This is a genomic window from Streptomyces europaeiscabiei (genome assembly GCF_036346855.1).
In the GTDB taxonomy this organism is placed as follows: Bacteria; Actinomycetota; Actinomycetes; order Streptomycetales; family Streptomycetaceae; genus Streptomyces; species Streptomyces europaeiscabiei.
Map to the genome: position 1 here is coordinate 5,175,037 of NZ_CP107841.1, position 12,972 is coordinate 5,188,008.

The 12,972-nt window shown below is 69.5% G+C and carries 10 protein-coding genes and 1 tRNA gene; 5 read left to right on the plus strand and 6 right to left on the minus strand.

Annotation, left to right across the window (positions count from 1 at the left end):
* Positions 1-2 precede the first annotated feature (2 nt).
* From OG858_RS22690 to OG858_RS22710, 5 genes are all read left to right on the plus strand, one after another.
* Entirely contained in the window at positions 3-2,126 is a 2,124-nt protein-coding gene (locus tag OG858_RS22690; RefSeq protein WP_086751001.1) for a copper resistance CopC/CopD family protein, read from the plus strand.
* A gap of 8 nt (positions 2,127-2,134) precedes the next feature.
* Positions 2,135-3,550: an iron uptake transporter deferrochelatase/peroxidase subunit gene (gene efeB / locus OG858_RS22695; RefSeq protein WP_327724456.1), complete on the plus strand. Its 1,416-nt coding sequence runs from the start codon at positions 2,135-2,137 to the stop codon at positions 3,548-3,550.
* Between the two features lie 207 nt (positions 3,551-3,757).
* A complete protein-coding gene (gene pheA / locus OG858_RS22700; RefSeq protein WP_086751004.1) occupies positions 3,758-4,693 on the plus strand; it encodes a prephenate dehydratase in 936 nt (311 codons plus the stop codon).
* Positions 4,694-5,371: 678 nt separating this feature from the next.
* The gene (gene serS / locus OG858_RS22705) at positions 5,372-6,649 is read left to right on the plus strand and encodes a serine--tRNA ligase (RefSeq protein WP_319069017.1); all 1,278 of its coding nucleotides are present in this window, start codon (positions 5,372-5,374) and stop codon (positions 6,647-6,649) included.
* A gap of 80 nt (positions 6,650-6,729) precedes the next feature.
* Complete coding sequence (locus OG858_RS22710; protein ID WP_086751005.1) at positions 6,730-7,536, plus strand: Cof-type HAD-IIB family hydrolase; 807 nt, start codon at positions 6,730-6,732, stop codon at positions 7,534-7,536.
* 631 nt (positions 7,537-8,167) lie between these two features.
* Here OG858_RS22710 and OG858_RS22715 read toward each other — a convergent pair.
* The 6 genes from OG858_RS22715 to OG858_RS22740 form a co-directional block, all read right to left on the minus strand.
* Positions 8,168-8,251: transfer RNA gene (locus OG858_RS22715), tRNA-Ser, on the minus strand.
* 285 nt (positions 8,252-8,536) lie between these two features.
* Complete coding sequence (locus OG858_RS22720) at positions 8,537-8,782, minus strand: SGM_3592 family protein (RefSeq protein WP_086746991.1); 246 nt, start codon at positions 8,780-8,782, stop codon at positions 8,537-8,539.
* 321 nt (positions 8,783-9,103) lie between these two features.
* Entirely contained in the window at positions 9,104-9,823 is a 720-nt protein-coding gene (locus OG858_RS22725) for an ABC transporter permease (protein ID WP_086746992.1), read from the minus strand.
* 10 nt (positions 9,824-9,833) lie between these two features.
* Entirely contained in the window at positions 9,834-10,745 is a 912-nt protein-coding gene (locus tag OG858_RS22730; protein WP_046704279.1) for an ABC transporter ATP-binding protein, read from the minus strand.
* Positions 10,742-11,680 (minus strand): ABC transporter permease subunit, encoded by a 939-nt coding sequence (locus OG858_RS22735; protein WP_179200829.1) that lies wholly within the window; start codon positions 11,678-11,680, stop codon positions 10,742-10,744. Before OG858_RS22735 ends, OG858_RS22730 begins: the two co-directional genes overlap by 4 nt.
* Complete coding sequence (locus OG858_RS22740; RefSeq protein WP_086746993.1) at positions 11,670-12,659, minus strand: ABC transporter ATP-binding protein; 990 nt, start codon at positions 12,657-12,659, stop codon at positions 11,670-11,672. The genes OG858_RS22735 and OG858_RS22740 overlap by 11 nt, the downstream gene beginning before the upstream one ends.
* Between the last annotated feature and the right edge of the window lie 313 nt (positions 12,660-12,972).

Here is a 12,972-nt window from a genome sequence, read left to right on the forward strand (position 1 = left end):
CGTTGAGCCGGTTGAGGCCGTTGCTGTTGCTGTTGTTCGCCACCGTCGGAGCGCTGCTCGCCGGTGCCGTGCCCGTCTCCGCGCACGCCGCGCTGACCGGCAGCGACCCGCAGCAGGGGTCGGTGGTCCAGGAGGCACCGGGCCAGGTGTCGCTCACCTTCTCCGAGAAGGTCGCGATGTCCGACGGCGCGGTGCGCGTGTACGACCCCAAGGGCAAGGAGGCCGACACCGGCGAGGTCACCGACCTGGGCGGCAACAGCTACGCGGTGGAGCTGCACTCGGGCCTGCCCGACGGCACGTTCACCGTCACCTACCAGGTCGTCTCGGCGGACAGCCACCCTGTCTCCGGCGCCTTCACCTTCTCCGTGGGGGCGCCCTCCAAGACGACGGTCGCGGTACCCGAGCAGGAGGTCGGCGGCGGGGTCGTCGGCGGCCTCTACGGGTTCGCGCGCTACCTGTCGTACGCCGGTTTCATCCTGCTGGTCGGCGGCGCGGCCTTCGTGCTGGCCTGCTGGCAGCGCGGTGCCGGGGTACGGCCCGTGCAGCGGCTCGTGGTCTCCGGCTGGCTCGCGCTGACCACCGCCACCCTTGCGATGCTGCTCCTGCGCGGCTCCTACACCGGCTCCGGCAAGCTCGGCGACGTATTCGACCTCGACCTCCTGGGCCAGGTCCTGCAGACGAAGACGGGCGCCGCCCTCGTCTCCCGCCTGCTGCTGCTCGCCGCGGCGGCACTGTTCATCGCGGTCCTGTTCGGGGCGTACGCACGACGGGACGAGGAGGCCGAGGACGACGGAGAGGCCGTGGAGGTTCCTCGGGCTCGTTCGGGCCCTTCCGGGGACACCGACACCGAAAGGGATTCAGAAGGGGACTTGGAGGAGGACTCGAAGGACGGCTCGAACAAGGGCTCCGAAGAGGACTCAGAAGAGGACTCCGGGGACGAAGAGGCCGACGACGAGTCCCTCCGGCGGGACCTCACCTTCGGGCTGGCCATCGGCGGGGGCGTGGTCTCCGCCGGTCTCGCCGCGAGCTGGGCGATGGCCGAGCACGCCTCTACCGGCATCCAGACGGGCATCTCGATGCCCCTCGACATCCTGCACCTGCTGGCGGTCGCCGCCTGGCTGGGCGGCCTGGCGACCCTGCTCGTGGCACTGTTCCGGGCCCCTGTGGACGCACAGATCGAGACCGAGGCCGTACGACGGTTCTCGCGGGTCGCGTTCGGCAGCGTGCTCGTCCTGACCGCGACCGGGATCTACCAGTCGTGGCGCCAGGTCGGCACGTGGTCCGCGCTGACCGGCACCTCGTACGGGCAGCTGCTCCTGGTGAAAGTCGGCCTGGTCGCCGTACTCGTCGGGATCGCGTGGATCTCCCGCCGGTGGACCGCGCAACTGGCGGAAGCACCGGCCGTGGCGGAAGCGGAAGCCGCAGTGGAAGCGGAAGCCGCAGTGGAAGCGGAAGCCGCGGTGGAGAAGGAGCCGGCGGCCACGCACGCCACCGGTGGCTCCGCGCGGGGCGCGGGCGGAGGTTCCGAGAAGGTCACCGGCGAGGGTTCCGAGCGAGCCGCTCAGCTCGCCCGGCAGCAGGCGGCGGTGGCAAGCGCGCGTGAGCAGCGGATACGGAACGCCGATCCGGGCCGAACGGGTCTGCGCCGGTCGGTGCTGGCGGAGGCCGGCGTCGCGGTCGTACTGCTCGCCGTCACGACGGTGCTGACCGCCACCGAACCGGGACGCACGGTGGAGGAGGCCAAGGCGGCCAACGCTGCCGTGACGCAGGAGGACGAGACGTCAGGGGCGTTGGCGCTGGACATGTCGTTCGACACGGGAGGCAAGAACGGCAAGGGCGTGGCCCGGCTGCAGATCGACCCCGCGCGCGTGGGCGCCAACGAGATGCACGTCTACGTCCAGCGCCCCGACGGCAAGCCCTTCGACATCCCCGAGGTGAAGGTCGCCTTCACCCTGGAGGCCAAGGAGATCGGCCCCCTGCCCGTGGTCCCCGACCGCGTCACCACCGGTCACTGGACGGCGAACGGCGTGCAGATCCCCATGGCCGGCAACTGGAAGATCGAGATCACCGTACGGACATCTGAGATCGACCAGGTGACCGTCAGCAAGAACGCGAAGATCGGCTGAAACACATCATGGCTGACCAGGACCTTGTCGACGGCGACTCCGCCACCCCTGAAGGGACGCGGGGCGGCGCTGAACCCACGACTGCCGCCGCGCGGGGGCGAGCGACCACGAACGACGCGCAGTCGCCGTCCGGCCCTTCGGAGTCGCGGCAGGAGAGCAATATCCCACCCCCCGGTGGAACGATCTCGCGTCGCCTCCTGCTGGGCACCGCCGGCGCAACCGGCCTCGCGCTGGGCGCGGTAGGCGGCGCCGCCGGATACGCGGCCGGATCCTCCTCATCCTCCTCCTCGACCGAGAAGGTCGCCCCTCTGTCCTCCCTCGGCGCCGGGGAGGTGATGTTTCACGTGAAACATCAGCCGGGGATCATCACCCCCCTCCAGGCACGCGGCCACCTCGTCGCGTTCGACCTGGCCGCCGGAGCCGGGCACAAGGAGGCCGCCGCTCTGCTGCGCCGCTGGTCGGAGACGGCCCGGCGGCTGATGGCGGGCGAGGCCGCGGCCCAGGACGACACCGGTATCGCCCGTGACGCGGGACCGTCGTCGTTGACGGTCACCTTCGGTTTCGGGCACAGCTTCTTCGCCCGTACCGGCCTGGAGAAGCAGCGCCCGGAATCCCTGGACCCGCTGCCCGACTTCTCCTCGGACCAGCTCGACAGAACGCGGAGCAACGGCGATCTGTGGGTGCAGATCGGGGCCGACGACGCACTCGTCGCCTTCCACGCCCTGCGCGCGATCCAGAAGGACGCAGGCAGGGCGGCCCGGGTGCGGTGGCAGATGAACGGCTTCAACCGTTCGCCGGGTGCCACGGCCCACCCCATGACGGCCCGCAACCTGATGGGGCAGATCGACGGCACCCGCAACCCGAAGCCGACCGAGTCCGACTTCGACGAGCGGATCTTCGTGCCTTCCTCGGGTGGCTCGGACCCGGCATGGATGGCGAACGGCTCGTATGCCGTCGTACGCCGTATCCGCATGCTCCTCGACGACTGGGAGCACCTCTCGGTCAAGGAGCAGGAGGACGTCATCGGGCGCCGGAAGTCCGACGGCGCGCCGCTGAGCGGGGGCACGAAGGCGATCGAGACGACCGCGATGGACCTGGAGAAAACCGACGCCCAGGGCAATCTCCTCGTCCCGATCAACGCGCACGCCCGTATCACCCGGCCCGACCAGAACGGCGGCGCGGCCATGCTCCGTCGCCCGTTCTCCTTCCACGACGGTATCGACGCGAAGGGTGTCCCCGACGCCGGTCTCCTCTTCGTCTGCTGGCAGGCCGACCCTCTCCGCGGTTTCGTCACCGTGCAACGCAAACTCGACCGCGGCGACGCCCTGTCGAAGTTCATCCGCCACGAGTCGAGCGGCCTCTTCGCGGTGCCGGGAGGCGCGGCGGAGGGGGAGTACGTGGGGCAGGGGTTGTTGGAGAGTTAGCCGACTGGAGGGTTGGCCGATTGGAGGGTTGCCCCGTGGGAGGAGGCTGGGTCACCCTCCGATCGCCCCGACCGGCCCGGCCCTGGCCCGCCGCGTCCCGACGTCTCCGGGAGGCGTGCGGGCGCCCACAGAGCCGTACGTCGCTCTCCGGGGTGGTGGGGGCAAGATAGTGCGCCGGGGCCCCGCAAGGCCCATTAGGGTGAGTCCATGCCAGCCAGCTACGTGTACCTCGGCCCCGAGGGCACCTTCACCGAGGTCGCCCTGCGCACGCTGCCGGAGTCCGCGACCCGCGAGCTCGTCCCGATGGTGTCCGTCCCCGCCGCGCTCGACGCCGTCCGCAACGGCGAGGCCGAGGCCGCGTTCGTCCCGATCGAGAACTCCGTGGAGGGCGGGATCACGACCACGCTCGACGAGCTGGTCGCCGGCGCCCCGCTGATGATCTACCGCGAGGTGCTCCTCTCGATCACCTTCGCGCTGCTGGTCAGGCCGGGTACCAAGCTCTCGGAGATCAAGACGGTCACCGCGCACCCGGCCGCCCAGCCGCAGGTCCGCAACTGGATGAAGGCCAACCTCTCGCCCGACGTCGTCTGGGAGTCCGCCGCCTCGAACGCCGACGGCGCCCGTCTCGTCCAGGAGGGCCGCTACGACGCCGCCTTCGCCGGTGAGTTCGCGGCCTCGCGGTACGGCCTGGAGGCACTGCAGACCGAGATCCACGACGCGGAGAACGCCCAGACCCGGTTCGTCCTGGTCGGCCGCCCCGCCCGGCCCGCTGCCCCGACGGGCTCCGACAAGACCTCCGTCGTCATCTGGCAGCGCGACGACCACCCCGGCGGACTGCGCGACCTGCTCGGCGAGTTCGCCGTCCGTGGCGTCAACCTCATGCTGCTGCAGTCCCGCCCGACCGGCGAGGGCATCGGCAACTACTGCTTCGCCATCGATGCCGAGGGCCATATCTCCGACCGCCGGGTGGCCGAGGCGCTGATGGGCCTCAAACGGATCTGCCTCCAGGTCCGCTTCCTCGGTTCGTACCCGCGTGCGGATGCAGCCACCGCGAAGATCCGGCCCACTCTGCCGGGCACCTCCGACGCCGAGTTCGTGGCCGCGGCGGACTGGGTGGCGCGCTGCCAGGACGGCCGCTTCTAGGAAGCCTGTCCCAGGACGGCCGCTTCCAGGAAGCCGGTTCCAGGGAGCACGTCCCAGGAAGTCGACTCCACGGAGTCGACTTCGGGCCCGCCTGCCGCTGGTCCTACCTGCTTATTTTCTTTGTCCACAGAAGTTATCCACAGGGCGGCTTCTCGACCTGGGGACAAGTCGACAACACATCGCCACGTAGTCGACAAATCCCCTTCACGGGCTCCATTGCGTCCACAACCCCGTAGGTCACCCTTCGTCCACGCGTCCCCTCCCGTCAATCCTTTAGAGCTACCCATTTACCCGCGAATCCACTCGAAAGTGGGCGTGAAGGTGGTTTGAGTCGGGAATCCTCAAGTCGACGGCCCGCCATCCCAATGATCTTTCCCTCGATCCACAGATCTTTCGCACAGCCTGTGGATAACTCTGCTGCGCTGTGGACTTCTGTGGACAGTCGATCCCCAAGTCCCTTACGGCACAAGGAAGTCGAGTCAACCAGGCACCACGCCCGCACCTCCTTTCGGGGGGGTGGACCCCAATTCATTGACTTCTACCGGCACCCGCACACACCCTTCGCCACCCTTCACCCCTTCCGGGCGTCGAGGTCGAAATTTGGGTTAAATCGGCACATAAGTGGCGGGGAGTGAATTCGAGTCGTGGGCCGGAACCACGCACCGGTAGCCTTGGGGGGTGATTGACCTTCGCCTGCTCCGTGAGGACCCCGACCGTGTGCGCGCGTCCCAGCGCGCCCGTGGAGAGGACGTCGCGCTCGTCGACTCCCTCCTGTCCGCCGACGAGCGGCGCAGGTCCTCCGGCGTCCGCTTCGACGAGCTCCGCGCCGAGCAGAAATCGCTCGGCAGGCTGATCCCCAAGGCATCCGCCGACGAGAAGGCCGAACTGCTCAAGCGCGCGGAACAGCTCAAGGCCGACGTCAAGGCCGCCGAAGCCGAGCGCGACACGGCCGCCACCGAGACCCAGGAACTCCTCCTCCAGCTCGGCAACCTCGTCCACCCCGACGTCCCCGTCGGCGGCGAGGAGGACTTCGTCACGCTGGAGACGCACGGCGAGATCCGCGACTTCACAGCCGAAGGCTTCGAGCCGAAAGACCACCTGGAGCTCGGCACGATCCTCGGTGCCATCGACACCGAGCGCGGCGCCAAGGTCTCCGGCTCGCGCTTCTACTTCCTGACGGGCGTCGGCGCCCTCCTCGAACTCGCCCTGGTCAACGCGGCGATCGCCCAGGCCACCGCGGCCGGCTTCACCCCGATGCTGACCCCGGCGCTGGTCCGCCCGCAGTCGATGGCCGGCACGGGCTTCCTCGGCCAGGCCGCCCAGGACGTCTACCACCTCGACAAGGACGACCTGTACCTGGTCGGCACCTCCGAGGTCGCGCTCGCGGCGTACCACATGGACGAGATCATCGACGCCGACCGCCTCCCCCTGCGCTACGCGGGCTTCTCCCCCTGCTTCCGCCGCGAGGCCGGTTCACACGGCAAGGACACCCGGGGCATCTTCCGCGTCCACCAGTTCGACAAGGTCGAGATGTTCTCGTACGTCGCGCCGGAGGACTCCCAGGCCGAGCACCAGCGTCTGCTGGACTGGGAGAAGCAGTGGCTGACGTCGCTCGAACTGCCCTTCCGTGTCATCGACGTCGCCTCCGCCGACCTCGGTTCCTCTGCCTCGCGCAAGTTCGACTGCGAGGCGTGGATCCCGACCCAGGGCAAGTACCGCGAGCTGACCTCGACCTCCGACTGCACGGAGTTCCAGTCGCGCCGTCTACAGATCCGTGTCCGTGACGGCAAGCAGGTCAAGCCTCTGGCCACGCTCAACGGCACACTCTGCGCCGTCCCGCGCACGATCGTGGCGATCCTGGAGAACCACCAGCAGGCCGACGGCTCCGTCCGCGTCCCCGAGGTCCTGCGCCCCTACCTGGGCGGCCGCGAGGTGTTGGAGCCGGTAGCCAAGTGAGCGAAGCGGCTGCCCCCGGGGGCTCCTCGGACTCCGGGAAGACCACGGCGTCCGAGGCGTCCGAGGTTTCCGAACCGTCCGTGCAGCCCTCGGGCTTCCCGTACAAACTGATCGCGACCGATCTCGACGGAACGCTCCTGAGCTCCGACGGCTCTGTCTCTCCACGCACCCGTGAGGCGCTCGCCGCAGCCACCGCGGCGGGCGCCACCCACATCGTCGTCACCGGCCGGGCCGTCCCCTGGACCCGCCACATCCTCGACGACCTCGGCTACCGGGGACTGGCCGTCTGTGGCCAGGGCGCCCAGGTCTACGACGCCGAAGAGCACCGGCTGCTCACGGCCGTCACCCTGGACCGACAGCTCGCCGCCGTGGCCCTCGCCAAGATCGAGGCGGAGGTCGGACCCCTGCACCTGGCCGCCAGCCAGGCGGGTCTGGAGGGCGAAATTCTGGTCGGCGCCGGCTACTCCCTGCACGGCACGCTGCCCACCACTCCGCTCACAGACGTGTCCGACCTCTGGGCAGCTCCGCTGAACAAGATCTACATACAGCACCCCACACTGACCTCCGACGAGCTCGCCGAAGCCTCCCGCCAGGCCGCCGGCGGCTTCGTCACGGTCGCCATGGCCGGCGAGGGCATCGTCGAGCTCCTTCCTCTCGGCCTCACCAAGGCCACCGGTCTCTCCCTTGCCGCCCGCCGCCTCGGCGCGAAGCGCACCGACACCATCGCCTTCGGCGACATGCCCAACGACATCCCGATGTTCACCTGGTCCGCCCACGGCGTAGCCATGGCCAACGCCCACGCCGACCTCAAGGCCATCGCCGACGAAGTGACCTCCTCCAACCAGGACGACGGCATCGCCGAGGTACTGGAACGCCTGCTGAGCTAGAAGCCGGCGGCACCGTACGCCCCGGCGAAGCGACGCCGATGGGGTTGGCCGACGCCAGGGGGTTCGCCCTGCGAACCGCCAGCCTGCCGGGAGTCGGCCGCACTGAGGGCTTCGGTGGTGGTTGAGCCGTCGACATCGAGCGGCACGATAGCGGGGAGCCGACAACCGAGTGAGCGCGCGGCGGCGGGTGGAGCCGACACCAGCAAGGCACGCGACGGCGGGGGACCCGACGACAGCAAGGCACGCGGTTGCAGGGGAGCCGACGACTAAGTGTGGGGTAGCGGGGAAGCTGACGTAGCGGTGAAGCTGACGACGCTGAGAGCGCGCAGTGGTGGATGGGGAAGCGCCACCGAGAGGTGCCGTAGGGGGCGGAACCAACAGCCTGCCTTGCCGCAGGCCCGGCACTCCACCCCGCCTCCCCGGCTGCGGGCAGTCGTGCCGCCGGGGCGCCACGGGTGGACGCAGGCGGCACCCTGCAAGCGCCGGTGAGCGGAACACCCACCCCGTTCAGCACCAGCACAGACCGCCGAGCCCCCTCAAGAAGGCCCCCGAGGGGGCACACCCCCGCGAGCCTCCCTCTACGTACCCCCAAGCCCACGACCTGGGCCAAGTCACAGCGACAGCGAAACGGCGGAGGATGCACGAATCGAACGTGCGCGGGCAGAACCCGACCACGGCTTAGCAAGCCGGTGCCTTACCACTCGGCCAATCCTCCGGGTGGGCGGCCCACGCGAAGCGATTCGCGCGCTCGAAGCGGCCGCCCCGGGCAGCACCCCCGCTGGGGGGACGGACTCGACGGAGGGGTAACTACTCCGGAACCCGCCATGAGCTGCCCCGCTGGGAACTCGACGTACTGCACCTGAAGGACAGCATCGCCGGGCTCCTCTCCCAGAACGTGGCACCGGCGCGACCCGGCGACCTGGACATCAACCACTGTGCCCGGCGGCTGAGTTGCCCGCCACCGAATATCCGTCGCAAGGGCCACGGCCGCGTCGAGCGATCACCGGCGGCGCCACCTGCGGCGTCGCGCCTTGCTGAAGAACCACCCGGCCGGCGGCTCGTCCGAGCGCCAGGGCTGAGGATCGGGGGCCTGTCGCCGCCAGCGCGCCGCGAGCATCCGGGCCCGCGCCGACGGTTCGGCCGTCTCGGCGGACCGTATGAAGTCCTCGTCCAGAACGGTGCCGTCCCAGACGCCCTCGCTCGCGCTCCCGGCACCCGCCTCGGCCCGGACGCCTGGTTCCGACATGGGTCCGGATCCCCCCTTGGCGCCCGGTACTCCACCGGAACCCGCGCCGGGCCCGAGGCCAGCTGTGCCTCCGCCCCCGGCACCCGGTGCAGCCGCAGAGCCCGCTCCGTCCCCGACCGTGCCGTCGGTCAGCGCGCCCTGCGCCTCGCCGCCTTCGGGCGACACCTCCGTTGCCATCCCCGTTCCTCCTGCCTTCTGGCCGCCCCTCCTGGCCGCTTGTGCCCTTCGTTTTCCGCTCGTTCAGTCTGCCGGGACAGGCGTGAAGCCCCTGTCAAGATCAAGGAAAGGTGAGCCTCCGGGGCCGAGCCCCGGAGGGTTCCGTCACTCCTCGCCGGCCAGCTTCAGCGTCCGCAGCTTCTGCCCCGCGTACCAGGTCGCGCCCGCCGTGACCACCGTCAGCAGAACCACCGCGGTCGGCAGCCCCACGTCGGACGTCACGAGACCACCGTCGGTGACTCTTTGGGCGACGGCGAGCGCCCACTGCTGGACACTGAGCGTGCGTGCCCCGTCCACCAGAGACCCGAAGAGGGTCTCCCAGACGAGCGCATACACGAGTCCGAAGACGACCGCGTGCCGGGTGACCGTCCCGAGGAGCAGGAACATCGCCGCGTACGCGATCGAGGCGACCAGCGCCGCCACGGTGTAGGCGACCGCGATCTGCTGTCCGTTGCCGTTCAGGATCAGCCCCGCGAGCAGTGTCGGTACGGCCGAGAAAGCCATGGTCACCGCGATCGCCACGATCAGCTTGGTGAAGATGATCGTCGGCCGCTTCACCGGCTTGGCCAGCAGATAGACCACCGAGCCGTCATCGATCTCCGGTCCGATGGCGCCCGTTCCCGCGATGACGCCGATGATCGGCACCATCGTGGCGAGCGCGAACCCGCCGAGGAGGTCTACGGCCACCTGGTCGTCGGCGCCGCTCAGGGCGCGCACGGCCACGGAGAGCACGATCAGCAGGGCGGGCAGCGCACTGAGAATGAGGGCCCGACGGCGGCCGAGCAGAGCCCGGTAGGTGAGCCGGGCGACTGTGGGGTCGTACATCTTCGGCCTCCTACGCCGCTACGAGATACGAGAAGACGGACTCGAGGGACTCGTCCGACGGCGAGACCGTGAGCAGACGAATGCCGTGGTCCCGGGCCACCCTCGGCAACAGGGCCGTGAACCGGCCGAAGTCGACGGCCTGAATACGCAACGCACCCTCGGCCAGGTCCACTTCGATCCCGGCGGTCGACGGGTCGGCGATCAGCGCGGCGGCCAGGGCCCGGTCGTCGCTGGAGCGCACAAGATAGCGGTGCGGACGGTCGGTCATCAGGCGACGGATGCGCCGGAAGTCGCCGCTCGCCGCGTGCCGTCCGGCGACAATCACCTCGATGTGGGCCGCCAGCTGTTCGACTTCTTCGAGGATGTGGGACGAGAACAGCACCGTGCGGCCCTCGTCGCCCATACGCCGCAGAAGGTCCATGAGCTGCATGCGCTGGCGCGGGTCCATGCCGTTGAACGGCTCGTCCAGCAGGAGCAGAGACGGTTCGTGGACCAGCGCGGACGCCATCTTCACGCGCTGGCGCATGCCCTTGGAGTACGTCGAGATCTTGCGGTCCTGCGCGTACTCCATCTCCACCGTGGCGAGCGCCCGCTGGGCGGCCTTCGCCCCGAAGCCGTGCAACTCGGAGTTGGCGACGACGAACTCGCGGCCCGTAAGGAAGTCGTACATCGCCTCGCGCTCGGGGACGATGCCGATGTGCTTGTAGATCTGCTCGTTGCGCCACACCGGCGTGCCGTCCAGTGTGACGGAGCCCGTGGAGGGGGCGAGAAAGCCGCCCATCATGTTGATGAGGGTGGACTTTCCTGCGCCGTTCGGGCCCAGCAGGCCGGTGACACCGGGGCCGATCGTCATCGTGACGTCGTTGACCGCCACCACGTTGCCGAACCAGCGTGAGACGTGGTCGATGTTGAGCGTGGTCACAGCCCGACCTTTCGGTAGCGGCGCATCAGCAGGCCGTAGGAACCGGCGATGAGACCCAGGACGACGAGGAGGTAGAGGGCTCCCTGCCCGCTGGAGGGCCCGTGTCCGCCGGGGAAGGCGGAGGCGGCACCCAGGAAGGCGGTCTGTACGCCGTCTATCAGCGTGATGGGCGAGAAGAGACCGAGCCAGGGCACCGCGTCGGCGCTGGACTGGACATCGGCGATGGCCTGGACGACGGACACGGCCCCATAGGAGATGGTCAGGACGGCGATGACGGCCGCGATGCCGAAACCACGGCGCGGGGTCACCGCCGAGATCACCAGGCCGATGCCTGCGAAGAGGAGCGAGAGCAGTGCCACGGACACCAGTCCCTGCGCGAGTCCCTTGGTCTGGTCGGTGAAGTCGAGCTCGGCCAGCAACGCACCCACATAGAGCACGAGCAGGGGCACCGCGGTCAGGATGAAGAGCGCCGAGGTCAGCGCCGCGAACTTCGCGCGGACGTAGTCGGCGGTCTCGATCGGGCGCGAGAAGTACAGCGGGACGGTCTTGAAGCGCAGGTCGCGCGAGACGGACTGCGGTGCCTGGGAGGCGACGTACAGGCCGATGACGGCCTGCATGATGACCGCGTAGTCGGTGTACTTGATGGGAAGGTCGTTGGCCTGGGTGGCGACCGAGACTGCCACCATGATGGCCGCCGGCACGCACATCACCGCGAACAGCAGCATGGGCAGCACCTTGGACTTGACCGAGCGGCCCAGTCCGTACGCGCCGCGCAGGGACTGCGAGTACAACGAGCGGCGGGCGTAGGCGCGGCCTAGGCGGGCGCCGTCGTAGGAGCGGTATCCGATGTTGTGGATGCGGCTCTGCTCACCCGTGCGAGCGGGCTGTCCACCGGCGAGGGCCGGTGCCTGTGCACCGTGCTGCTCAACCGCCATGGCCGACCGCCTCCTTCCCTGCGTCCTGGGCGCTCCGGGTGCCCGTCTGTTCGTCGTTGTCCTGGAAGACCTCGGCGATCTGGTGCCTGCGCTGCTCCATACGGACCAGGCCGAGCCCCAGGTCGGCGACGACGTCACGGACCAGGTCGTAGGTGTCCTCGCCCTGTGCGGTGAGCAGCAGGATGTGTCCTGCTCCCGGGAGGCCGCTTCCGTCGGAGACGGTCACTCCGCGCGCGTGAAGCGCCTCGCGCAGCGCGCCGGTGCCGTCGGGGTGCTCGTCGCTGTCGGTGACCTCGATCGCGAGGGTCGCCGTGTTCTGCGTGAAGTCCCTGGTGGAGCTGGACCGCAGAAGCTTGCCGCCGTCGACCACGACGACGTGGTCGCAGGTGCGTTCCAACTCGCCGAGCAGGTGGGAGGTGACCAGCACCGAGATTCCGAAGTCGGTGTGGATGCGGCGGATCAGGCCGAGCATCTCGTCCCGACCGACCGGGTCCAGGCCGTTGGTCGGCTCGTCCAGGAAGACCAGCTGCGGGTCGTGCACCAGGGCCTGGGCGAGCTTCACTCGCTGTTTCATGCCCGTGGAGTAGCCGCCTATGGGGCGGTATCGCTCCTCGTACAGGCCGACGTGGCGCAGCGTGTCCGCGGTGCGCTCACGTGCGGCGGTCGGCGGTAGTCCGGACATGCGGGCCATGTGCACGACGAACTCGGTGGCCGAGACGTCGGGCGGCAGGCAGTCGTGCTCCGGCATGTACCCCACGCGCTCGCGGATGGCGCCGCCCTTGGTGGCGACGTCGAGGCCGAGCACCTCGGCTCGGCCCTCCGAGGCGGGGGACAGACCCAGCAGGATTTTGATCAGTGTGGACTTGCCGGCGCCATTGGCACCGACGAGTCCCGTCACACCGGGTCCGATGTCCATGGAGAGCCGGTCAAGAGCGGTCACCCTCGGGAACCGCTTGCTCAGGCTTTCGGTCGCGATCACAGTCACGATTTAGACATTAGGGGCGCGGACCGCCGCGGTCGTCACCCCGCAGAGCTGTCTCGCCGTCACCCTCGAGTCGTACGGGCCCGTAGGGGGCATCCACCGCCGGTCCCCCTAGGGGTCACCCTGAGGTCGAACGACCCGCCGGAACCGAGCCGCGTGGCAGCCGCCATCGTTTGTTGAACGACCGGCGTCGCCGTTTCGTGCCCGGGTTCCCGCCTGTCTCCGTGGCCGGGTTCCCGCCTGTCTCCGTGGCCGACGGTTCTCCACAGCCCAGCACCCACCATTGACGCAGTCGCCAATCACTGTCACA